Origin of the sequence: Dactylosporangium sp. McL0621 (genome assembly GCF_049995355.1) — a bacterium.
In the GTDB taxonomy this organism is placed as follows: Bacteria; Actinomycetota; Actinomycetes; order Mycobacteriales; family Micromonosporaceae; genus Dactylosporangium.
Genome location: NZ_CP188259.1, coordinates 9,570,424 through 9,593,070, shown reverse-complemented (window position 1 = coordinate 9,593,070; position 22,647 = coordinate 9,570,424). Strand labels below are relative to the sequence as shown.

Sequence of the window (22,647 nt, the reverse complement as noted above, 5' to 3'; positions counted from 1 at the left end):
GCCGGTTGCCAGGGAGCGCCGCTACGGTCGGGGCATGGCGACGGTACGGCGGGCATGCGCACTCCTGCTCGTGCTCGGCGCGCTCACCCTCCTGGCGGGGTCCGCGGTGCCGGTGCCCCCGCTCGGCAACGGGCTCGCCCGCACCCCGCCGATGGGCTGGAACGACTACAACGCCTTCGGCCTCGACGTCACCGAGGACCTCGTCCGGCGCAGCGCCGACCGGCTCGTCTCCTCGGGACTGCGCGACGCCGGCTACGTGTACGTCAACATCGACGACGCCTGGATGGCCCCGGCCCGCGACGCCGCCGGGAACCTGCAGGCCGACCCCGAACGGTTCCCGCACGGCATCGGGGCGCTCGCCGACTACGTACACGGGCTCGGGCTGAAGCTCGGCATCTACGAGGACGCGGGCACGAAGACCTGCGGCGGGTACCCGGGCAGCTTCGGCCACGAGGAGCAGGACGCGCGCCGGTTCGCCGGGTGGGGCGTGGACTACCTCAAGTACGACACCTGCTACGACGGCGGGGTGCCGGCGCGGGAGCGGTACGGGGCCATGCGCGACGCGCTCGCGGCGACCGGGCGCCCCATCGTCTACAGCATCTGCAACTGGGGCGCCGACCGCGTCTGGGCGTGGGGGAGCGGCTACGGCAACCTGTGGCGCACCACGCCCGACATCCGGCCCACCTTCGCGAGCCTCCTCGACGTCTTCCACGCCACCGTGCGGGTCTCCGGCTACGCCGGGCCGGGCGGCTGGAACGACCCCGACATGCTCGAGGTCGGCAACGGCATGACCCGCACCGAGGACCGCGCGGAGCTGAGCCTGTGGGCCATGCTGGCCGCGCCGCTCATCACCGGCGCCGACCTCACCACCGCCTCCGGCGCGACCCTCGCCGACCTCGCGAACCCGGCCGTGGTCGCGGTCGACCAGGACCCGCTCGGCCGCCCCGCGACCGTGGTCTCGTCCCGCGCCGGCCTCGACGTGCTGACCCGGCCGCTCGCCGGCGGCGACGTGGCGGTGCTGCTGTTCAACGAGACCGGCGCCGCCGCGGACATGGCGTGGACGGTCCCGGGGGCGACGGCCGTGCACGAGCTGTGGACGGGCGCGACGGGCACCGCGGTCACGGCCCGGGTGCCGGCCCACGGCGTCGCGATGTTCCGCGTCGCTTGACCGCATCGCCGACCATGGTTGCGTGCGACGTTCCGTGGTGGTTGGGCTGATGGTGCTCGTGGCCGCGGCGGCCGGGCTCGCGGCGGTGCTGTTCCTGCCGCCCGTCGTCGTCGACCACGACCTGGGCCGCACCGCCGTCACCGCCAACGAGCGGCTCACGGCCGTCAACAACGTCCGGACCGTGCTGCTGCAGGCGCTGGGCGCGGTGATCCTCGGCCTGGGCGCGTACGCGACCTGGCGCCGGCTGCGCATCAACGAGGAGGAGCTGCGCCTGAGCCGCAGCGGGCAGACCACCGAGCGGTACTCGCGCGCCGTCGAGCACCTGGGCCACGACTCCCTCGATGTGCGCATCGGCGGGGTCTTCGCGCTCGAGCAGATCGCCGGGCAGTCGCCGGAGGACCGGGACGCGATCGTGGCGATCCTCTGCGCCTACGTGCGCGGGCACTCGCCGTGGCCGCCCGGGCGCCCCGGCCAGCCGCCCGCCGACACCCCCGTCACGGAGCTGTGGAGCCTGGCCGTGCGGGCCAACGACGCGCAGGCGGCCGTCACCGCCCTCGCCCGGCTGCACGCCGCGGGCGGCGCCGAGCGGCTCAGCCTGCCCCGCACCGACCTCCGCTTCGCGCGGATGGGCGGGCTCGACCTGCGCGGGGCGTACTTCGGCGGCGCCACCCTCATGCGCGCCCGGCTGCAGGGCACCGACCTGCGCGACTGCTTCCTGGAGGACGTCGACCTGCGGCACGCGGAGCTGGCCGGGGCCGACCTGCGCGGCGCGGTCCTGACCGGCGCCCGCCTCGACGGGGCCGTCGCCGACGCGCGGACCCGCTGGCCCGAGGGCTTCGATCCGGGGGCGGCGGGCGTGGCCGGGACCGCGTATCGTGAGTGACCACTCACGAGGGGGAGTCATGGAGTTCTATGTCGCGACCCGGCGGGTGGTGGCCTTCGCGGTCGCCTACGCGGTCGTCATCACTGTGGCCGCCGCGTTCGTCTACCGCTACGCAAACATCCCGCGGACCCTGCAGGCCCGCGGGATCGTCATCTTCGTCCTCGTCCTGGGCCTCATCGCGCTCGGGGTGGTCCTCGGAATCCTCATCACGACGGTGTTCTGGATCTACTCCTCCGTCAAGCAGTCGCGCGAGCACGGCATGCCGCCCTACGGGCATCTCGGGTACTACGGCATCGGCGCGTTCTTCCTGCTGTTCGTCCTCGCCTACGGCGTACCGGGCCTCTGGGTGAGCGCCGGGGTGCGGGTGCTCGCCTGCGCGCTGCTCATCGCCGGGGTGCTGCACACCCGCAACTGGCTGCGTGCGCGGAGCGCCCCGGGCCGGCCCTACGCCGCCGACCGGTACTCGATCGTCACCGGCGGCGACCCCGTGGCCCCGCTCGCCGCCCAGCCCACCGCCGACGACTGGAACGCCTCCCAGTGGGACCCGTCGGTGCAGGAGGAGATCGAGCGGCGCCGCCGGCGCGAACAGACCCGATAAAGCCCCAGCCCGACTAGGCCGCGGCGGCCCGGGCCTCGGCCTGCACGATGCGCTGCTTCACGTCGCCGAAGTGCCGGCGCATCGCCTCCCGCGCCGCCTCCGGGTCGCGGGCCCGCAGCGCGTCCACGATGCGGCGGTGGTTGGCGACCGTCTGCGCGACGCGGTCCTCGGGCGGCGCCAGCACGCCCCCGATCTCGTGGTACACGTCCCAGAACATGCCGATGAGCTGCAGCACGAGGTCGTTGCCGCAGCCCTCGTAGAGCAGCGCGTGGAAGGCGCGGTCCGCCGCGGCGTCGTGGGCCATGCCGCTGACCAGGGCGTCGAGCGCGGCCACGCGGGCCTCGCTCACGGTGCCGGCCACCGAGCCGATGAGCCCGGTCTCCAGCAGCTCGCGCACCTCGACCAGGTCGTGCAGTGCGCGCACGCCGCCGCCCGGGCCGGTGCGCACCCGGAACGTGAGCGACGGGGTCAGGGCGTCGAGCGAGGCGCGGCCGACGAACGTGCCGTACCCGTGCCGGATCTCCACGATCCCGAGCGCCTGCAGCGCCCGGATCGCCTCGCGCACGCTGTTGCGGCTCGCCCCGAGCAGGTCCATGAGCTGCGGCTCGGTCGGCATCGGCGCGCCGGGCGGCAGCTCGCGGTCGTGGATCAGCTCGACGATGCGGTCCTGCACCGTAGCTCCGCGTCTGGCCATGCCCCGAACATCCCATGTCCGGACCCGGAACGGTATCGGCAATCGACCAAATTTACGCTCCCGACACACTTGACGGTCGATCGTCCGGCCTCTTAGTGTCCGGATGGACAGAGGACGTCCTACGTCCCACCTCGACTCGCTGGAGGCCCGGTGCTCTGGTTCGGCGGCGACTACAACCCGGAGCAGTGGCCCGAGCCCGTCTGGGACGAGGACGTGCGGCTCATGGCCGAGGCCGGGGTCAACCTCGTCTCGGTCGGCATCTTCGCGTGGGCGACGGTCGAGCCGCGGCCGGGGGAGTACGACTTCGGCTGGTTCGACCGCGTGCTGGACAAGCTCGCCGGGGCCGGCGTCGGGGCGAGCCTCGCCACGATGACCGCCTCGCCGCCGCCGTGGCTGGCCGCCCGCCACCCGGAGACGCTCCCGCAGCGGGCCGACGGGGTGCGGCTGTGGCCGGGCGGGCGGCAGCAGTACTGCCCGTCGAGCCCGGTCTACCGCGAGCACGCCGCGCGGCTCGTGGAGCGGATCGCCGAGCGCTACGGGGCACACCCGGCGCTGAAGCTGTGGCACATCGGCAACGAGTACGGCTGCCACGTCCGCCAGTGCTGGTGCGACGTCTCCGCGGCCGACTTCCGCCGCTGGCTGCGCGAGCGGTACGGCGACCTCGACGGCCTCAACGCCGCCTGGTCCACCACCTTCTGGTCGCAGCGCTACGGCGACTGGGACGAGATCCAGCCGCCGCGCACCGCGCCCACCTTCGTCAACCCGGCCCAGAAGCTGGACTTCGCCCGGTTCAGCGACGACGCCCTCCTCGCCTGCTACGCGCTGGAGCGCGACATCGTGCGGCGGTACACCCCGGACGTCCCCGTCACCACGAACTTCATCGGCCTCGTGCACAAGCCCGTCGACTCGTTCCGGTGGGCCCGCGAACAGGACGTCGTGAGCCTCGACAGCTATCCGGACCCGTACGACCCCCGCGCCCACGTCGAGGCCGCGTTCGGCTACGACCTCGTGCGCGCGGCCCGCGGCGGGCAGCCGTGGCTGCTCATGGAGCAGGCGCCGTCGGCGGTCAACTGGCGGGAGCGCAACGCCCCGAAGCCGCCGGGCGTCATGCGCCTGTGGAGCTGGCAGGCGATCGCCCAGGGCGCCGACGCGGCGCTGTTCTTCCAGTGGCGGCAGGCCGCGGGCGGGGCCGAGAAGTTCCACTCGGCGATGGTCCCGCACGCGGGCCCGGACAGCCGGGGCTTCCGCGACGTGCGGGCGCTGGGGGCCGAGCTCGGCGGGCTCGCCGGGGTGGCCGGCACGCGGCTGCGCGCGGACGTGGCGATCGTGCACGACTGGGCGAACTGGTGGGCCCTCGAGTCCGACGCCCGCCCGGCCGTGCTCGACCTCCTCGAGACCCACCGCGCGCACTACGAGCCGCTGTTCGACGCCCACGTGAGCGTCGACGTGGTGCCGGTCGACGCGGACCTGAGCGGCTACAAGCTCGTCGTGGTCCCGAACCTGTACCTGCTGGCCGACGGGGCCGCGCAGCGCCTGACGTCCTATGTGGAGGGCGGCGGCCACCTCGTCGTGTCGTTCTTCACCGGCATCGTCGACGAGTGCGACCGGGTGCACCTCGGCGGATACCCGGCCCCGCTGCGCCGCGTGCTCGGCCTGGCCGTCGAGGAGTTCCACCCGCTGCCCCCGGGCGGCTCGGCGGAGTTCGACGGCGGCCGCGGCACCGTGTGGAGCGAGTGGGTCGAGCCCGAGGGCGCCGAGGTCGTCGCCGCGTTCCGGGGCGGCGCGCTCGACGGGCGCCCCGCGATCACCCGGCACGCGTATGGCACCGGCGTCGCCTGGTACCTCGCCACCCGGCCCGAACCGGCCGCGATGCGCGCGCTGCTCGACCGGGTCCGCGCCGGGGCCGGAGCCGGGCCGGTCCTCGCCGGCCTGCCCGAGGGCGTCCAGGCCACCGTGCGCACCGGCCCCGGGCACAGCTATCTGTTCCTGCTCAACCACGGCGCCGAGCCGGCGACGGTGAACCTGCCCGAGCCCGGCGCCGACCTGCTGACCGACCCTGAACGTCCACAGTCGACGGTGACCCTCCCGCCCCGGGGGGTCGCGGTCATCCGGAGGTAGAAAGGTGTACCCGTGCCAAGACCGCTCGTTCTGACCGTCACCGGCATCGCCATCCTGACCCTGCTCGGCTCCGCGCCGGCGGCCGCCGAGCCGGAGCGCGCCCGGGCGTGCGACGGCTCCGTGCCGTTCCGCGCCAACACCGAGGGCTACTCCGCCTTCCGCATCCCCGCCGTCGTCAAGGCCCGCTCGGGCGCCGTCCTCGCCTTCGCCGAGGGGCGCAAGGGCGGCCTGTCCGACGCCGGCGACATCGACCTGGTGCTCAAGCGCTCCACCGACGGCGGGTGCTCGTGGGGGCCGCTGCAGGTGGTGTACGACAGCGGCGCCAACACCTCCGGCAACCCCGCGCCGGTGGTGACCGCCTCCGGGCGGGTGGTGCTGCTCTCGACGTACAACGCCGGTACCTCCACCGAGACGGCCATCATGCGCGGCGAGGTGACCGCCGAGCAGAGCCGCCGCGTCTTCGTCCAGCACAGCGACGACGACGGCGCCACCTGGAGCGCCCCGGCCGAGTTGACGGCGGCGGCCAAGCAGGCGAACTGGCGCTGGTACGCCACCGGCCCCGGCCACGCCGTCCGGCTCACCAAGGGCGCGCACAAGGACCGGCTCGTCGTCCCGGCCAACCACTCGGCCGCCCCGCCGGCCGGTTCGACCGACGCCGGCACCGAGGCCAAGTACTACGGCGCGCACGACCTCATCAGCGACGACGGCGGCGCGACCTGGCGCATCGGCTTCGTCGACGGCACCTACGACGGCGTGGTGAACGCCAACGAGTCCAGCGCGGCCGAGCTGGCCGACGGCCGGTTGTACTTCAACGCCCGCGACCAGAACGGCACCGCGCCCGGCAACCGGCTCGACGCCGTGAGCACCGACGGCGGGCAGACCCTGAGCCCGGCCTACTACCGTCCGCAGGGGACGATCGCCGGGCCGGTGGTGGAGGGCAGCGTGCTGCAGCTCTCCGGCCGCAACTCGCTGCTGGTGTACTCCGGGCCGGCCGACCCGGCCGCCCGCGCCGTCATGACGCTGCGGGTGAGCCGCGACGGCGGGACCACGTTCACCAGCGCGCTGGCGCTGTCCGGGCTCCCGGCGGCGTACAGCGACCTCGTCCAGCTCGACGAGCAGACGCTCGGGGTGCTGTACGAAACCGGCGACCTGGGCCCGAACGAGACCATCACCTTCAAGCGGGTCGCGACTCAGTCGCTCGGCTGAGCCTTCCGCAGCCGCGCGAGGCGGGCCCGCACGCCCGCGAAGTGTGCCCGCATCGCCGTCGCCGCCGCGGCCCTGTCCCCGGCGGCGACGGCGTTGCGGATGTCGCGGTGCTTGCGCGCCACGTCGTGCGGCGGCTCGTCCGGCTCGCCGAGGTCCTCGCGCAACTGGTGGTACACGTCCCAGAACGCCCCCAGCAGCTGGCCCACGAGCGGGTTGTCCAGCGGGTGGTAGAGCACGTCGTGGAAGCGCTTGTCGGTCTCGGGCGACACCATGCCGGCCTCGGCCTCCGCCTCCATCAGCGCCAGGACCTCGTCCACCGGCCCGCAGTCGGGCTCGGCCGGGCCCTCGATGAGCAGCTGCACGAGCCCGCTCTCCAGCGCCTCGCGGATCTCGATGAGGTGCCCGAGGTGCCCGGTCCGCTCGCCGGCGGTGATGCGGCCGTGGAAGGCCAGCTCGTCGACGAGGCCGATGAGCGACATGCGCCCGACGAACATGCCGAAGCCGTGCCGGATGTCGACGATGCCGACGGCCTGCAGCGCCTTGAGCGCCTCGCGCACCGCGTTGCGCCCCACGCCGAGCTCCTCGACCAGCTCCGACTCGGTCGGCAGCGGGTCCCCGGCGGAGAGGCGGCGGCGGACGATGAGCTCCTTGACCTCGTCCTGCACCTCGAGCGCCCGGCTGCGCCGCCGGGTGCCCGATCGATCGCTGCGCGCGGTGGTCATGCCGCTCCCAAGGGTTGACGTTGGTGGGACATCCTACGACGGCTCTTGACCGACGGGTAGATGCGGTCCTAGCCTCCACCATACGACAGGACATGGGATGTGGGACGTCCAATGTGCGCCCAATCCCGATCACATAGGAGGCACCGTGCACACCCCGGCTTCACGGCACGTGTTCAGCCGCCGCGACTTCCTGCGGTACACCGGCGCCCTCGGCGCGGCCGCCACCATCAGCTCCTCGCTGGCCGCGTGCGGCGGCCCGGCCTCCACCGGCTCCTCCGGGAGCGGCGGGGACAAGGACCTCATCACCGCCGTGATCGGCTACGGCAACGACCAGAGCTGGGACCCGACGATGACGGCGTCGGCGTTCTCGATGGCCGCCAACGTCCACATCTACGAGGGCCTGCTCGACACCGACCCGATCAACCGGCAGCCCTACGCCGCGCTGGCCACGGCGCTGCCCGCCGACGTCAACGCCACGACCTGGAAGTTCACGCTCCGCGAGGGCGCGAAGTGGCACGACGACCAGCCGGTGACCGCCGACGACGTGCTGTTCACGTTCGAGCGCGTGCTCGACCCGAAGGCCAACGTGCTCATCGGCTCGTTCTTCCGCTCCTGGCTCGACACCGTGCGCAAGGTCGACGACCGCACGGTCGAGCTCGTCTTCAAGTTCCCGTTCCCCGACGCCGTCCAGCGCCTCACGATCGCCAAGATCATGCCGAAGCACGTCTTCGGCCAGGCCGGCGGCTGGGACGCGGCCAAGGGCGGCAAGGCGGTCGGTTCGGGGCCGTACAAGCAGACCTCGCACCAGCCGAAGTCCAACACGACGTTCGAGGCGTACGCGGGCTACAACGGCCCCCGCCCGGCCACGGTCAAGAAGATGAACTGGCTGAGCATCGTCGACGCGTCCGCCCGGGTCGCGAAGATCTCCGGCGCGGCGGCCGAGGCGCAGATCGCCGACAACGTGCCGTACGCGAACATCGACCAGCTCACCAAGGGCGGCCTGCAGGTCGAGGGCGGCAAGGGCATGAACCACATGTTCCTGATGTTCAACACCGCGCAGAAGCCGTTCGACGACGTGCGGGTGCGCCAGGCGCTGTTCTACGCCATCGACACCAAGAAGATGATCGACGTGGCGCTCAAGGGCCACGGCACCGCCTCGACGAGCTTCCTCAACCCGGAGAACCCGTCCTACCGGCGGGCGGCCACGGTGTACGAGTACAACCCGGACAAGGCCAAGCAGCTGCTCGCCGAGGCCGGGGTGAGCGGGCTGACGATCTCCCTGATGGCGGTCAACGTCAGCTGGATCAGTGACTGCCTGCCGACCATCGCGAACTCCTGGGAGGCCGTGGGCATCAAGACCACGCTGCAGCCGCAGGACACCAGCGCGCTGTTCACGAAGATGGACCAGTCGCAGAGCTACCAGGTCGTGGCGGCCGCGTCCAACCCCAACCAGTTCGGCCTCGACGCCGACCTGATCATGCGGTACAACTACACGTCCGGCGGCACCTGGATGAAGTACACCAAATGGGATGCCAGCCCCGCCGCCAAGGACCTCTTTGCGAAGATGGACGCGGCCACGGCCGAGCCCGACGCCAAGAAGAAGGTCGAGCTCACCCAGCAGTACCTCGACGTCGTCGCCGCGCAGGCGGTGCTCTACCCGGTCGTGCACACGGAGCTCATGACCGCGTGGGACGGGCACAAGCTCACCGGGGTCCGCGCCCAGGGCTACCCGGGCATCAACCTGCTGCAGGCGAAGCGGACATGATCGTCCGGATGCTCGTGCGGCGGCTGCTGATCCTCGTGCCGCTCCTGCTGGGCGTGGTCGCGTTCGTCTTCATCGTCATGCGCTTCTCCGACAGCAAGCCGGAGTACGCGTACTTCCAGGGCGCCAACCCGACCCCGGAGCAGATCCACCAGTTCCAGGTCGACAACGGGCTGCTCGACCCGCTGCCGGTGCGGTACGTGCACTTCGTCGGCGAGCTGCTGCACGGCGACATGGGCACCAGCGTGCTGACCAAGGCGCCGGTGCTGAACTCGGTCACCACCGCGCTGCCGCTCACCCTGCAGCTGACCGCGCTGGGCCTGCTCGTCGCGGTCGTGCTCGCGCTGCTGTTCGGCGTCACCGCGGCCATCTTCCGCGACCGCTGGCCCGACCAGGCGATCCGGCTGGTGTCGCTGGTCGGGGTGGCCGCGCCGGCGTTCTGGCTGGCCCTGCTGATGATCCAGTACCTCGCGGTCGACCGCGGCTGGTTCCCGACCGGCGGGTACATCAACCCCGCCGACTCCTTCAGCGGCTGGCTGCGCTCGATGACGCTGCCGGCGCTGTCGCTCTCGCTGCCCGTCGCCGCCCAGCTGACCCGCATCATCCGCACCTCGATGGTCGAGGAGCTCGACCGGGACTACGTGCGCACCGCGATCGGCAGCGGCCTGCCGCCGGTCGTGGTGGTCGGGCGCAACGTGCTGCGCAACGCGCTCATCAACCCGCTGACCGTGCTCGGGCTCCGGGTCGGGTACCTGCTCGGCGGCGCCGTCGTCATCGAGCAGATCTACTCGCTGCCCGGCATGGGCCAGCTGATGATCAACGCGGTCCGCGACGGCGACCCGGCCGTGGTGCAGGGCGTCGTGCTCACCATCGCCGTCGGGTTCGTGGTCGTGAACCTCGCCGTCGACGTGCTGTACCTGCTCGTCAACCCCCGGCTCCGGAGCGCGGCCTGATGCGCCCGGGGCTGACCGGCAAGCTCGCCCGCCCGGGCCTGCGCGTGAATCTGCGCCGCCTGCGGCCGTCGTCCTGGATCGCGATCGCCGTGGTCGCCGTCGTCGTCCTCGCCGCCCTGCTCGCGCCCGTGCTGGCGCCGCACTCCCCGTACGTGCAGGAGGCCACCGGCGGCGGCCCGTCCGGTGCGCACTGGATGGGCCTGGACAGCAGCAACCGCGACATCCTCAGCCGGTTGATGTACGGCGCCCGCTGGTCGCTCGTCATCGGCCTCGGCGCGACCGCGCTCGCCCTCGTCGCCGGCGCGGTCATCGGGGCGGTCGCGGCCACCTCCCGCCGCGGCGTCGACGAGACCGTCATGCGGGTCCTCGACGTCGTCATGGCCTTCCCCGGCATCGCGCTGGCGGCCGTGCTCGTCTCCGTCTTCGGCGGCGGCATCGGCGTGCTCGTGCTCGCCATCGCCTTCCTGTACATGCCCTCCGTGGCCCGGGTGGTGCGCGCCAACGTGCTCGCCCAGTACGAGGAGGACTACGTCGCGGCCGAGCGCACCATCGGCGCCCGCACCCCGCACATCCTGCTGCGCCACGTCGCCGTCAACTGCGCCGCGCCGGTGCTCGTCTTCTGCACCGTCATGGTCGCCGACGCGATCGTCTTCGAGGCGTCGCTGTCGTTCATCGGCGCCGGAGTCCGCCCGCCGAACCCGTCCTGGGGCAGCGTCATTGCCGACGGGCGCAACATGGTGCTGCTCGGCGGCTGGTGGGCCACGGTCTTCCCGGGCCTGCTCATCCTCGTCACCGTGCTGGCCCTGAACATCCTCGCCGAGGGCGTCGCCGACGCGTGGGCCGCACCCGCCGCCCGCCCGGCCCGCGCGGCGCCGGAGGCCGACAAGCTGGAGGCGGCGCAGCCCGGCTCGGGCGAGCTCACCGAGCTTCCGGGCCTGTCCGAGGCGGCCGCGCGGCTGCGGGAGCGGGCCCGCCCGCTGCCCACCGGCGAGCCGGTCCTCAGCGTCGAGGACCTCGCGATCGGGTTCCCGGGGCGCCACGACGACGTGGACATCGTCGCGGGCATCTCGTTCGCGGTGCGGCCGGGGGAGGTGCTCGGCCTGGTCGGCGAGTCCGGCTGCGGCAAGTCGCTCACCGCGCTCACCGTGATGGGCCTGCAGCCGCGGGGCGCGCGCGTGCGGGGCCGGATCGCCTTCGCCGGCCGGGACCTGCTCACGCTGTCCACCAAGGACCGGCGGCGGCTGCTCGGCCACGACATGGCGATGATCTACCAGGACGCGCTGTCCTCGCTCAACCCGGCGATGACGATCCGGGCGCAGCTCAAGCAGCTCGTCCGGCGCGGCGGCCGGCGCAGCGCCACCGAGCTGCTCGAGCTCGTCGGGCTGGACCCGGCGCGGACGCTGTCGGCGTACCCGCACGAGCTCTCCGGCGGCCAGCGCCAGCGCGTGCTCATCGCCATGGCCCTGTCCCGCGACCCGAAGCTCATCGTGGCCGACGAGCCGACCACCGCGCTCGACGTCACGGTCCAGGCGCAGGTGATCGAGCTGCTGCTGCGGGTGCGCGCCGAGCTCGGCTTCGCGCTCGTGCTCGTCTCGCACGACCTCGCGCTCATCGCCGACGTGACCGACCGGATCGTGGTGATGTACGGCGGCCAGATCGTCGAGACCGGCGCGACCGCCGCGCTCATCGGCGCACCGGCCCACCACTACACCCGCGGGCTGCTCGGCTCCGTGCTGTCGCTGGAGTCGGGGGCGCAGCGCCTCACCCAGATCCGCGGGGTCGTGCCGTCGCCGGCCGACTTCCCGGCCGGGTGCCGCTTCGCCGACCGGTGCCCGATGGCCACCGACGTCTGCCGGACCACGGCGCCCGCCCTGGCCGGCGGCCCGCACGCCGTCGCCTGCCACCACCCCGCCCTCGACCTCGCCGAGGTGTCCCGATGAGCGGTCCGGAGCGGAGCGGAGGGGCCGCTCATCAGCAAGCACAGCTTTCGTCATGGCGGGACCGGAGCGAAGTGGAGGTCGTGTCATGACCGACCTGCTGGATCTGCACGACGTGCACGTGGTGCACAAGGCCCGCACCGGCGGCATCCTGCGCCGCGACCGCGTCTACGCGCTCACCGGCGCCGACCTGACCGTACGCGCGGGGGAGACCGTCGGGATCGTCGGCGAGTCCGGCTGCGGCAAGTCGACGCTCGCCCGCGTCCTCGTCGGCCTGCAGCGCCCGACCGCGGGCACGGTCCGCTTCCGCGGCGAGGATCTGTGGGCACTGCCCGCCAACCGCCGCCGCACGCGGGTCGGGGCCAGCACCGGCATGGTGTTCCAGGACCCGTCGACCGCGCTGAACCGGCGCCTGCCGGTGGGGCGCATCCTGCGCGACCCGCTCGACGTGCACCGCCGCGGCACCGGCCGGGAGCGCGAGGCCCGGGTCCGGGAGCTGCTCGGCCTCGTCGGCCTGCCCGCCAGCGCCCTCGACGTGCTGCCCGGGCAGCTCTCCGGCGGCCAGCGGCAGCGGGTGGCGATCGCCCGCGCCCTCGCCCTGGGCCCCGACCTGCTCATCGCCGACGAGCCCACCAGCGCGCTGGACGTCTCGGTCCGCGCCCAGATCCTCAACCTCCTGCTGGACCTCAAGGAGCGGCTCAACCTGGCGCTCGTCTTCGTCTCGCACGACATCCAGACCGTGCGGCGGATGAGCGACCGGGTCGTGACCATGTACCTCGGCCGCATCGTGGAGGAGGCCGGCGCCGACGCGGTCCCGGCCGGGGCCCGCCACCCGTACACCCGGGCGCTGTTCTCGGCCACGCCCGGCCTGCTGCACCCGATCGACCCGATCCCGCTGGCCGGCCCGGTGCCCTCCGCGACCCGGCCGCCGAGCGGCTGCCCGTTCCGCACCCGCTGCTGGAAGGCCGACGAGCTGTGCGCCACCGAGATGCCGGCGCCGTCGGGCGCGGACGGGCACCTGTTCCGCTGCTACCACCCGGTGCCCGCGGGCGCCGGCGACCGTGAACTGATCAGCCAAGCACAGGAGCGCGCATGAGCACCGCCAAGGCCCTTACCGGCGTCATCCCCCCGGTGTGCACCCCGCTGACGCCGGACTTCGAGGTCGACACGGCGTCGCTCGTCCGGCTCATCGACCACCTCCTGGCCGGTGGCGTCGACGGCCTGTTCGTGCTCGGCTCGACCTCGGAGGTCGCGTTCCTGCCCGACGCCCACCGCCGGGTCGTGCTCGACACCGTCGTCGGCCACGTCGCCGGCCAGGTGCCCGTGCTCGCCGGCGCCATCGACATGACCACCCTGCGGGTGCTCGACCACGCCGCGGTGGCGCTCGCGGCCGGCGTCGACGGGCTCGTCGCCACGGCGCCGTTCTACACCCGCACCCACCCGGCCGAGATCGAGGTGCACTTCCGCACCATCGCCGCCCGGACGGGCATCCCGCTGTACGCGTACGACCTGCCGGTGTCGGTGCACTCCAAGCTCCCCGGCGACCTGCTGCTCGGCCTGGCCGCCGACGGGGTCCTGGCCGGCGTGAAGGACTCCAGCGGCGACGAGGGCGGCCTGCGCAACGTGCTGCTGGGCCGCCGCGACCGGCCCGGCCTCGACGGTTTCGCGGTGCTGACGGGCTCGGAGCTCACCGTCGACTCGGCGCTGTGGATGGGCGCCGACGGCGTGGTGCCGGGCCTCGGCAACGTCGACCCGCACGGGTACACCCGCCTCTACGCCGCCGCCCGTGCCGGCGACTGGGCGGCCGCCCGGCGCGAGCAGGAGCGCCTGGTGCGCCTGTTCGACCTGGTGGCGGTCGGGCGCGGCCGCATGGGGCTCGGCTCGTCGGCGCTCGGGGCGTTCAAGGCGGCGTTGTACCTGCTCGGCGTCATCGCGCACCCGACGACCGCGGTGCCGCAGATCCCGCTCGACGAGTCCGAGATCGCGGCCGTCGGCCGGTTCCTGGCCACCGCCGAGCTGCGCTGACTCAGTCGTCCCCGGTCACGAGCGGGAAGAAGCGCGCGACGGCCGCGACCGGTCCCCGGGTGGGTTTCGGGCGACCGCTGTACCCCGCGATGAGCGCCCGGACCGCGTTGGCGAGCTCGGTCAGCTCCTGCGGCGTGAGGTACACGACCTCGCTGAACGCCTGGTCGCGGCGCCACTGGGCGGGCGCCCGGTCCCGCACGGCGAGCCACTGCTGGTAGCTCTCGTCCTCCAGGCCCCGGTTGAGCTCGCTTTGCAAAGGATCGGGCGCCCCGACGAGCCGCCAGGGCTTGGCCCGGCCCCCGGCGGGCACCTCCTCGACCACACCGTAGCGGGCCAGCCGGCGCAGGTGGAACGAGTACAGACCCGAGCTCCCGCCCAGCTCGCGGGCGGCCTCGGTGGACGTGACGGTGCCGCGCTCGCGGAGCAGGGCGACCAGCGCGGCGCGCACCGGATGGGTCTGTTGGTCGATCACGACGCCCAGTATCCTCGTTTGCAAAGCACTATGCAAAGGGGCGAGGATGAGCGTGGTTCCGGTGCGGATGTTCGGCGACCCGGTGCTGAGCACCGCGGCCGAGCCCGTCACGACGTTCGACGCGCAGCTGCGCCGGCTGGTCCGCGACCTGTTCGACACCCTGGAGTCGGAGCGGGGCTCCGGGCTGGCGGCGAACCAGATCGGCGTCGGGGTACGGGCGTTCGTGTTCCACGTCGACGGGGTGCGCGGCCACCTGGTGAACCCGGTGCTGGACCTCCCGAACGACGACGACGAGGAGCAGGACGGCCCGGAGGGCTGCCTGTCGATGCCGGGGCTGTATTTCGACACCGTCCGCCGGCAGCACGTGGTGGCGAAGGGCTACTCAGACCGCGGCGACCCCGTCCAGGTGGTCGGCACCGGCGAGCTGGCCCGGTGCCTGCAGCACGAGACCGACCACCTGGACGGCGTTCTGTTCATCGACCGGATGTCGCCGCAGCGGCGCCGCAACGCCATGCGGGCCATCCGTGAGGCGCCCTGGTTCGGGGGTGCGGCCCCACGCGTACAGGTGAGCCCGCACCCGTTGTTCGGCCGGATCCGCTAGCGCTGGAGCTACAGCTTGAGCTGGACCGGGCTGCGGCGCAGCCAGGTGTCGAGGGCCAGGATCTGCTCGATCTGGCGGCGGGCGGCGCCGAAGCCGTCGTACTCGTAGGGCGCCGCGATCAGCTCGGCCAGCTTGCCCCGGTCGAGCAGGGCGGCCACGGGCGAGTCGTCGGTGATCCGCGCGGCGGCGACGCGCAGGGCGCGCTCGTAGCGGTCGTCCTGGGTGGACGGGTACGGGCTCTTGACCCGGGCCACGACCGAGGCCGGGAGCACGTCGGCGGTCGCGGCGCGCAGCAGGCTCTTCTCGCGGCCGTCGAACGTCTTGAGCGCCCAGGGGGTGTTGTAGACGTACTGCACGAGCCGGTGGTCGCAGAACGGCACCCGCACCTCGAGCCCGTGCGCCATGCTCATGCGGTCCTTGCGGTCGAGCAGGATCTGTACGAACCGGGTGAGGTGCAGGTAGGAGATCTCGCGCATGCGCCGGTTGTGCGGGTCCGGGTCGTCGCCGTGGTCGACCTCGGCCAGGGCGGCCTGGTAGGAGGCGGCGCGGTACTCCCGCAGCCGCAGCGACTCGTGCAGGCCCGGGTCGAGCGCGCCGCTGCTCGCGTCCCCGCCGGGGCTCGCCAGCTCGAAGATCGCCAGCCAGGGGAACGCCGGCGCCTGCACCACGGCCGGCTGGTGGAACCAGGCGTAGCCGCCGAACACCTCGTCGGCCGCCTCGCCCGACAGCGCCACCGTCGAGTGCTCGCGCACGGCCCGGAACAGCAGGTACAGCGACGTGTAGATGTCCCCGCCGAACGGCGGCTGGTCCATCGCGGCGACGACCGCGTTGCGGCTGAGCGGGTCCATGAGCGTGGCCACGTCCAGCACGATGTCCTCGTGGTCGACCGGCACGTGCTTGACCACGTCCTGCACGAACGGCCCGTCCGGGGTCGCGCGCATCGGGTCCGGGCGGAAGTTCTCGGTCTGCCCCACGAAGTCGACGGCGAACGAGCGCAGCGGCCCCTCGCCCCGCGCGGTCAGGGCCGCGTGTGCGAGCGCGGTGATCGCCGAGGAGTCCAGGCCGCCGGACAGCAGCGCGCACAGCGGCACGTCGGCGATCGTCTGCCGGGCCACGATGTCGTCGAGCAGCCCGCGCACGGTGCGCACCGTGGTGTCCCGGTCGTCGCGGTGCTCGACGTAGGAGGGCCGCCAGTACTGCCGGCGGTGCAGCCCCTGGTCGACCCGGACCACCTCGCCGGGCCGGACCTCGTGCAGGTCGCGGTAGACGGCGTGGCCGGGCGTCTTGACGAACGCGAGCAGCTCGCGCAGGCCCTCGGTGTCCACGACCGCCTCGGCCTGCGGGTGCGCGAACACGGCCTTGGGCTCGGACGCGAACAGCACCGACCCGGCGATGCCGGTGTAGTAGTAGAGCGGCTTGACCCCCATCCGGTCGCGCACCAGCAGCAGGTGCTCGCGGCGGGCGTCCCACAGGCCGAAGGCGTACATCCCGTTGAGCCGGTCGACGAAGTCCTCGCCCCACTGCACGTACGCGCGCAGCACCACCTCCGTGTCGCTGTCGGTCCGGAAGGCGTGGCCGAGACCGCGCAGCTCGTCGCGCAGCTCGCGGTAGTTGTACAGCTCGCCGCTGTATGTGATCGCGGCGAGCTCGTGGCCGTCCCGCTCGACGGTCATCGGCTGGTCGCCGGTGACGAGGTCGATGACGGCGAGCCGGCGATGGCCGAACGCGACGCGTTCACGCACCCACAGGCCCTCGGCGTCCGGGCCGCGCAGCGCCATCGTGCCGGCCATGGCCCGCACGGCGGCCGCCTCGCGACGCAGATCCCGGCCTTCGGCGGCACCCAGTGCCACCCAGCCCACGATTCCGCACATTGCCTTACACCTCCCCAGGTGATCACGCTCCGCGCACGGATGAACGCGGAGCGTCTGTCCGAGGCCATCTAACTCCCTTCCCGCGTGACGTGCACGTAACCAACGGACGACGTGCGTAACACCACAGAAACTCGTCGGAACTGTGGCCGAAACGGCGGCCCGGCACGCTGGCGCGGCCGCCGGAGATCGAGGGGGAGACATGCCGGAAGGGTTCAGCGCCGGGGACACGGCCTGGCTGCTCGTCAGCGCCGCGCTGGTACTGCTCATGGTGCCGGGCCTGGCCCTGTTCTACGGCGGCATGGTGCGGGTGAAGAGCGCCCTGAACATGCTCATGATGTCCTTCGCCTGCCTGGCCGTGGTCACCGTCGTGTGGGTGCTGGCCGGCTACTCGCTCGCCTTCGGCCCCGACACCGGCGGCGGGCTGATCGGCTCGCTGCGCCACGCCGGGATGGCGGGCGTCGGGCCGCACGACCTCACCGGCACGGTACCGACGGCCGCCTTCGCCTCCTTCCAGCTCATGTTCGCCGTGATCACCGCGGCGCTGCTCTCCGGCGCCATCGCCGACCGGGCCAAGTTCGGCGCGTGGATCGGCTTCGTGGCGGTATGGGTGCTCGCCGTCTACGTGCCGATCGCGCACTGGGTCTTCGGCGGCGGCTGGATCGCCACCCACCTGCACATCCTCGACCTGGCCGGCGGCACGGTGGTCGAGGTGAACTCGGGCGCCTCCGGGCTCGCCCTCGCGCTGGTGCTCGGCCCGCGGCTGGGCTTCCGCGCCGATCCGATGCGCCCGCACAGCCTGCCCCTGGTGGTGCTCGGCGCGGGCCTGCTGTGGTTCGGCTGGTTCGGCTTCAACGCCGGCTCCGCGCTGACCGCGGGCGGGGCGGCGTCGGTGGCGTTCCTCAACACCCAGGTGGCCGGAGCGGCCGCGGTGTGCGGCTGGCTGCTCGTCGAGCGGTTCCGCGACGGGCACCCGACGACGCTCGGCGCGGCCTCCGGAGCGGTGGCCGGGCTCGTCGCGATCACCCCGGCGTGCGGGTCGGTGAACCCGCTCGGGGCGCTCGTCATCGGCGCGATCGCCGGGGTCGCCTGCGCCTACGCGGTCGGGCTGAAGTACCGGCTGGGCTACGACGACTCGCTCGACGTGGCCGGCGTGCACGGCGTCGGCGGGCTGCTCGGCACGCTGCTCATCGGGCTGCTCGCGACCGCGGCGGTGACCGGGGGCCAGCGCGGGCTGCTCTTCGGCGGCGGGCTCGACCTGCTGGGGCGGCAGGCGCTCGCGGTGCTGGTGGTGGCCGTGTACGCGTTCGGCGTGACCTGGCTGGTGGCCAAGGGCATCGACCGGCTGGCCGGCTTCCGGGTCCGGGCCGAGGACGAGCGGGCCGGGCTCGACCTGGTGACGCACGCGGAGAGCGCGTACGAGCTGCACAACACCGGCGCGCGGGTGAGCCACCTGGCGGGCACCCCGGACGTGCCGGCGCCGGCGCGGTCGAACAGCCTCGACTAGGACAGCCCCTGGCGGCCGGGCGCGGCCGGCTCCGGCGTCGCCACGCGGTCCGGCCCGGCGCCCCCGCGGGTGACCATGAGGCGCCACACGCCGAGCTGCACGACGGAGAGCACGAGCGCGAACGGCATCAGGGTCCAGATCCCGACGTGCTGGGCCAGCCAGCCGGCCAGCCACGGCAGCCCCGCCCCGCCCAGCAACGACGTCCCGTTCATGACACCGATCGCGGTCGCCATCAGCCGCGGCGGCACCAGCTGCGGCGTGACCGCCATCGCGGTCGGGAACAGCGGTCCGAGGAAGAACCCGAGCAGCACGAAGGCGGCCGTGGCCAGGGCGGCCGTCGGCGCCGCCCACAGCACCGCCGCCCCCGCCGTCACGCCCACGAGGCAGGCCGTCGCCATCGCGGCCGCGCTCATCCCGATCCGGGTCGCGAGGGGGCTGATGAGGAAGCGGCCGAGGGTCAGGCCGAGCCAGTAGCCACTGACCGTGTACCCGGCCACCACGCTCGGCTCGCCGTGCTCCTGCACCAGGAACGTGAACGCCCAGGTGCCGACGCCGATCTCCAGCCCGACGTACACGGCCAGGAACGTCGAACCGAGCACCACCGCGGGGCTGCGCAGGGCGTCGCGCAGCATGCCGGTGGGCCGGGGCGCGTCGGCGTGCTCGACGGCGGGGGCCTTGCGGGGGTACGCCAGGAGGAACCCGGTCGCCAGCGGCACGCACAGCACGCCGAGGACCAGGAACACCGACGTCCACTCCAGGTACTGCAGCAGCCAGGCGGCCAGCAGCGGCCCGAGGAACGCGCCGACCCCGAAGAACGCGTGTAGCCGGTTGAGCAGCGTGGTCGAGTTCGGCAGCTCGGCGAGGAAGACGTTGAGGATCGACTCGAGGATGCCGGTGCCGTAGCCGACGAGCAGCTGCACGGCGACGAGGATCGCGAACGCGGGCCGGACGGCCATCGCCACCGCGCCGAGCGCGTAGACGCCGACCCCGATGAGCAGCGCCATCCGCACGTGGACGCGGTGCAGCAGCGCCCCGGCGGTCGCCCCGGCGAGCATGTACCCGGCCGAGGAGGTGAAGAACGTGATGCCGATCGTGGCCTCGTCGACGCGGTAGTCGGCCATCTGGGACACGATCAGGACCCCGCCGACGCCGGCGTTCAGGCCGACGAGCATGAACGTGGCGTATGACAGCAGGACCGGCGCCCAGCCCGGGCGGCGCGTGAGGTTCACCGGCGCATGGTACGGGGGCTGCCCCTACTCGGACAGGCCCGAGATCATCGGGCCGATCTGGGCGAGCCCGACGCCGTCCGCCGAGCAGACGGTCATCGGGACCGGCACGAAGTCCGCGGCGGTCTCGTCCGGCAGGTACACGCGGAAGCCGGCGGCCTGGACGGGCTTGCAGTCGGCGTCGCCGAAGTTGCCGGTCTGCGGCATGCTGACCTGCGCGTGGGCGGGCTGGTGGGCGTCGAGGCCGAAGTGCTCCGGCTTGGCGCTCGGGTCCCGCCCGGCGGGCCGGTTGACCTGCTGCCCGTTCGCGCCGGTGACCCAGGACACGCCCGGGTACCCGTACAGGGTGCAGCGGTGGCTCGTCATGTTCACGAACTTGAGCCACGAGTACTGCGTGCCGGCCGCCCCGCCGCCGGGCGCCGGAGCCACCTCGATCTGCAGGTCGCCGTGGTGGCAGCGAGTGGAGTCGCCACCGGTGCCGCCGCCGCTGCCCGACGGCTCCGGCGCGGCGCTGGACGCGGGCGCCGCACCCGAGGGCTCCGCGCTCGCCGGCAGCGCCGAGCTGCCCGGCGCGGCCGCGGTGCCGCCGTCCGAGGTGCAGCCGGCCGCGGCCGCCAGCAGCAGCGTCAGCGGTGCGAGCGTGCGTACTGCCCTGGTTCCCATCATGATCTGGTCCTCCCAGTTCCCGTTACCCCGGTGCCGCGGATCGCAATCGGAGTCACAGTAGAGGGGTGGTACGAGTCAGACGCGCGTACGAGGAGCCGGCCCCGGACGACGGCCGCCGGGTGCTCGTCGACCGGCTGTGGCCGCGCGGCCTCGCCAAGGCGGACGCGGCGGTCGACGAGTGGCTGAAGGCGGTCGCCCCGTCGGCCGAGTTACGCAAGTGGTACGCCCACGAGCCCGAGCGCTTCGCCGAGTTCGCGCGGCGCTACCGGGCCGAGCTGCACGGGGCCGAGGCGCTGGGCCACCTGCGCGACCTCGCCGGCGCCGGCCCGCTCACCCTGCTCACCGCCACCCGCGACCTGGAGCACGCCCACACGGCCGTGCTCGCCCCGCTCCTGGACGGATCCTAGAACCCGCGCCGGCGCAGCGCCGTCCACAGTGGAGCGAAGCGGTCCAGCCCGGCCGGCAGCGGCGCCGGCGCGCCGCGCAGCACGTCCGCGGCCCAGCCGGCGCGCTTGCGCCTAATGCGACTCGCGCGCCACCCGGTCACCGCTGGCGCCGATGAGGAAGTCGAGGTCGGCACCGGTGTCGGCCTGGCGGACGGTGTCGACGTAGAGCCGCTCCCAGCCCCGCCGCGGGCTCGCCAGGGCGGCGAGGAACTCCGGCGACGGCTCCCGGGCGTCGAGGTCGGCCTCGCAGTGCAGGGTGCGCGCCTCGACGTCCAGGGTGATCAGGTCGCCGGTGCGGACCCGCGCGAGGGGGCCGCCGGCGGCCGCTTCCGGGGCGACGTGCAGCACGACGGTGCCGTACGCCGTGCCGCTCATCCGCCCGTCGCAGATGCGCACCATGTCCCGGACGCCCTGGGCGAGGAGCTTGGCCGGGATCGGGGTGTTGGAGACCTCGGGCATGCCCGGGTACCCTCGGGGCCCGCACCCGCGCAGCACGATGACGGAGTCGGCGGTGATGTCGAGCCCGGGGTCGTCGAGGCGGGCGTGCAGGTCCTCGACCGAGTCGAAGACGACCGCCGGGCCGCGGTGGCGCAGCAGGTGCGGCGACGCCGCGGCCGGCTTGATGACGGCCCCGTCCGGCGCCAGGTTGCCCCGCAGCACGGCGATGCCGGCGTGCGGCTGCAGCGGCTCCGCCCGCGGCCGGATTACCTCGGTGTCCCAGATCGGCTGCGTCACGGCCTCCACGAGCGGCCGTCCCGTGACGGTCAGCGCCGACGGGTCGAGCAGATCGGCGACCTCGGTGAGCACGGCGTGCAGGCCGCCGGCCCGGTGGAGGTCCTCCATCAGGAAACGGCCCGCCGGCTGCAGATCCACCAGCAGCGGTACCGCCGCGCCGACCCGGTCGAAGTCGTCCAGGGTGAGCTCGACGCCCGCGCGGCCGGCGATGGCGAGCAGGTGTACGACGGCGTTGGTCGAGCCGCCCAGCGCGGCGAGGGCCACGATCGCGTTCTCGAATGACGATTTGGTCAGGATGCCGCTCGGCCGGCGGTCCTGGTCCACGAGGTCGACCGCGAGGACCCCGGTGGCGTGCGCGGCGGCGAGCAGGCGGCTGTCGGCGGCCGGGATGCCGGCGATGCCGGGCCGCGTCATGCCGAGGACCTCGGCGAGCAGGCCCATCGTGGAGGCGGTACCCATCGTGTTGCAGTGGCCCCGGCTGCGGATCATCGATGCCTCGGAGTCCAGGAACGCGCGCTCGGACAGCGTGCCCGCCCGGACCTCCTCCGACAGCTTCCACACGTCGGTGCCGCAGCCCAGCGGCACCCCGCGGAACGTGCCGGTCAGCATCGGCCCGCCCGGCACCACCACCGCCGGCAGGTCGACCGAGCACGCGGCCATGAGCAGCGCCGGGATCGTCTTGTCGCAGCCGCCGAGCAGCACCACGCCGTCGATCGGGTTGGCCCGCAGCATCTCCTCGGTCGCCATCGCGGCCATGTTCCGCCACAGCATCGCCGTCGGGCGCACCTGCGTCTCGCCGAGCGACACGACGGGCAGGTCGAGCGGGATGCCGCCGGCCTCGTACACCCCGTTGGCCACGCTGCGAGCGACCTCGTCGAGGTGCGCGTTGCACGGGGTCAGGTCGCTCGCGGTGTTGGCGATCGCGATGTGCGGGCGGCCCTCGAACGCGTCGCCGGGCAGGCCGCGACGCATCCAGGCGCGATGGATGTAGCTGTTGCGGTCGTCCCCGGCGTACCACTGCGCACTGCGTCGTCCGGCCATGGGCTGAGGCTACTATCGG

General features: G+C 73.4%; 20 protein-coding genes. 13 read left to right on the top strand and 7 right to left on the bottom strand.

The window, feature by feature from the left end:
• Positions 1 to 34 precede the first annotated feature (34 nt).
• From ACPPVO_RS45475 to ACPPVO_RS45465, 3 genes are read left to right on the top strand one after another with little or no spacing between them, the layout of a single operon-like run.
• On the top strand, positions 35 to 1,168 hold the full coding sequence (locus ACPPVO_RS45475; RefSeq protein ID WP_426504878.1) for a glycoside hydrolase family 27 protein: 1,134 nt from the start codon (positions 35 to 37) through the stop codon (positions 1,166 to 1,168).
• 22 nt (positions 1,169 to 1,190) lie between these two features.
• Positions 1,191 to 2,051: a pentapeptide repeat-containing protein gene (locus ACPPVO_RS45470; protein ID WP_426504877.1), complete on the top strand. Its 861-nt coding sequence runs from the start codon at positions 1,191 to 1,193 to the stop codon at positions 2,049 to 2,051.
• Between the two features lie 19 nt (positions 2,052 to 2,070).
• The gene (locus ACPPVO_RS45465; RefSeq protein ID WP_426504875.1) at positions 2,071 to 2,649 is read left to right on the top strand and encodes a hypothetical protein; all 579 of its coding nucleotides are present in this window, start codon (positions 2,071 to 2,073) and stop codon (positions 2,647 to 2,649) included.
• 13 nt (positions 2,650 to 2,662) lie between these two features.
• Here ACPPVO_RS45465 and ACPPVO_RS45460 read toward each other — a convergent pair whose 3' ends face one another.
• Entirely contained in the window at positions 2,663 to 3,343 is a 681-nt protein-coding gene (locus ACPPVO_RS45460) for a FadR/GntR family transcriptional regulator (protein WP_426504873.1), read from the bottom strand.
• A gap of 150 nt (positions 3,344 to 3,493) precedes the next feature.
• On the opposite strand from ACPPVO_RS45460, the gene ACPPVO_RS45455 reads away from it, so the two are divergent.
• Both ACPPVO_RS45455 and ACPPVO_RS45450 read left to right on the top strand, forming a co-directional pair.
• The gene (locus tag ACPPVO_RS45455; RefSeq protein WP_426504872.1) at positions 3,494 to 5,461 is read left to right on the top strand and encodes a beta-galactosidase; all 1,968 of its coding nucleotides are present in this window, start codon (positions 3,494 to 3,496) and stop codon (positions 5,459 to 5,461) included.
• A gap of 12 nt (positions 5,462 to 5,473) precedes the next feature.
• A complete protein-coding gene (locus tag ACPPVO_RS45450) occupies positions 5,474 to 6,667 on the top strand; it encodes a sialidase family protein (RefSeq protein WP_426504870.1) in 1,194 nt (397 codons plus the stop codon).
• On the opposite strand, the gene ACPPVO_RS45445 is transcribed toward ACPPVO_RS45450, so the two are convergent.
• Complete coding sequence (locus ACPPVO_RS45445; RefSeq protein ID WP_426504868.1) at positions 6,652 to 7,389, bottom strand: FadR/GntR family transcriptional regulator; 738 nt, start codon at positions 7,387 to 7,389, stop codon at positions 6,652 to 6,654. The genes ACPPVO_RS45450 and ACPPVO_RS45445 overlap by 16 nt on opposite strands.
• A 145-nt stretch (positions 7,390 to 7,534) precedes the next feature.
• On the opposite strand from ACPPVO_RS45445, the gene ACPPVO_RS45440 reads away from it, so the two are divergent.
• The 5 genes from ACPPVO_RS45440 (at position 7,535) to ACPPVO_RS45420 (ending at position 14,066) form a co-directional block, all read left to right on the top strand.
• Complete coding sequence (locus ACPPVO_RS45440) at positions 7,535 to 9,154, top strand: ABC transporter substrate-binding protein (RefSeq protein ID WP_426504866.1); 1,620 nt, start codon at positions 7,535 to 7,537, stop codon at positions 9,152 to 9,154.
• Positions 9,151 to 10,104, top strand: coding sequence for an ABC transporter permease (locus ACPPVO_RS45435; protein ID WP_360380631.1), 954 nt, complete (start codon positions 9,151 to 9,153; stop codon positions 10,102 to 10,104). The genes ACPPVO_RS45440 and ACPPVO_RS45435 overlap by 4 nt, the downstream gene beginning before the upstream one ends.
• Positions 10,104 to 12,044 carry a dipeptide/oligopeptide/nickel ABC transporter permease/ATP-binding protein gene (locus tag ACPPVO_RS45430; protein ID WP_426504864.1) on the top strand — a complete coding sequence of 647 codons (1,941 nt, stop codon included), beginning with the start codon at positions 10,104 to 10,106 and terminating at the stop codon, positions 12,042 to 12,044. The genes ACPPVO_RS45435 and ACPPVO_RS45430 overlap by 1 nt, the downstream gene beginning before the upstream one ends.
• An 85-nt stretch (positions 12,045 to 12,129) precedes the next feature.
• Entirely contained in the window at positions 12,130 to 13,137 is a 1,008-nt protein-coding gene (locus tag ACPPVO_RS45425) for an oligopeptide/dipeptide ABC transporter ATP-binding protein (protein ID WP_426504863.1), read from the top strand.
• Positions 13,134 to 14,066, top strand: a complete 933-nt coding sequence (locus ACPPVO_RS45420; protein ID WP_360380638.1) for a dihydrodipicolinate synthase family protein — start codon at positions 13,134 to 13,136, stop codon at positions 14,064 to 14,066. The genes ACPPVO_RS45425 and ACPPVO_RS45420 overlap by 4 nt, the downstream gene beginning before the upstream one ends.
• Before the next feature lies 1 nt (position 14,067).
• Here ACPPVO_RS45420 and ACPPVO_RS45415 read toward each other — a convergent pair whose 3' ends face one another.
• Complete coding sequence (locus ACPPVO_RS45415; RefSeq protein WP_426504861.1) at positions 14,068 to 14,538, bottom strand: winged helix-turn-helix domain-containing protein; 471 nt, start codon at positions 14,536 to 14,538, stop codon at positions 14,068 to 14,070.
• A 46-nt stretch (positions 14,539 to 14,584) separates the two neighbouring features.
• Here ACPPVO_RS45415 and def point away from each other — a divergent pair, with 46 nt between their 5' ends.
• Positions 14,585 to 15,139, top strand: a complete 555-nt coding sequence (gene def / locus ACPPVO_RS45410) for a peptide deformylase (RefSeq protein WP_426504860.1) — start codon at positions 14,585 to 14,587, stop codon at positions 15,137 to 15,139.
• Positions 15,140 to 15,147: 8 nt separating this feature from the next.
• On the opposite strand, the gene asnB is transcribed toward def, so the two are convergent.
• Positions 15,148 to 17,010 carry an asparagine synthase (glutamine-hydrolyzing) gene (asnB, locus tag ACPPVO_RS45405; RefSeq protein WP_426504859.1) on the bottom strand — a complete coding sequence of 621 codons (1,863 nt, stop codon included), beginning with the start codon at positions 17,008 to 17,010 and terminating at the stop codon, positions 15,148 to 15,150.
• Between the two features lie 199 nt (positions 17,011 to 17,209).
• On the opposite strand from asnB, the gene ACPPVO_RS45400 reads away from it, so the two are divergent.
• A complete protein-coding gene (locus ACPPVO_RS45400; RefSeq protein ID WP_426504858.1) occupies positions 17,210 to 18,514 on the top strand; it encodes an ammonium transporter in 1,305 nt (434 codons plus the stop codon).
• Here the strand turns inward: ACPPVO_RS45400 and ACPPVO_RS45395 are convergent.
• Together ACPPVO_RS45395 and ACPPVO_RS45390 are read right to left on the bottom strand one after the other, a co-directional pair.
• Complete coding sequence (locus tag ACPPVO_RS45395; RefSeq protein WP_426504857.1) at positions 18,511 to 19,743, bottom strand: MFS transporter; 1,233 nt, start codon at positions 19,741 to 19,743, stop codon at positions 18,511 to 18,513. The two genes, ACPPVO_RS45400 and ACPPVO_RS45395, sit on opposite strands and share 4 nt — an antisense overlap.
• Positions 19,744 to 19,767: 24 nt before the next feature.
• Complete coding sequence (locus ACPPVO_RS45390) at positions 19,768 to 20,406, bottom strand: DUF4232 domain-containing protein (protein WP_426504856.1); 639 nt, start codon at positions 20,404 to 20,406, stop codon at positions 19,768 to 19,770.
• A 65-nt stretch (positions 20,407 to 20,471) separates the two neighbouring features.
• Here ACPPVO_RS45390 and ACPPVO_RS45385 point away from each other — a divergent pair, with 65 nt between their 5' ends.
• Positions 20,472 to 20,813 (top strand): DUF488 domain-containing protein, encoded by a 342-nt coding sequence (locus tag ACPPVO_RS45385; protein ID WP_360380656.1) that lies wholly within the window; start codon positions 20,472 to 20,474, stop codon positions 20,811 to 20,813.
• Between the two features lie 111 nt (positions 20,814 to 20,924).
• Here ACPPVO_RS45385 and ACPPVO_RS45380 read toward each other — a convergent pair whose 3' ends face one another.
• Complete coding sequence (locus ACPPVO_RS45380) at positions 20,925 to 22,628, bottom strand: IlvD/Edd family dehydratase (RefSeq protein ID WP_426504854.1); 1,704 nt, start codon at positions 22,626 to 22,628, stop codon at positions 20,925 to 20,927.
• Positions 22,629 to 22,647 lie beyond the last annotated feature (19 nt).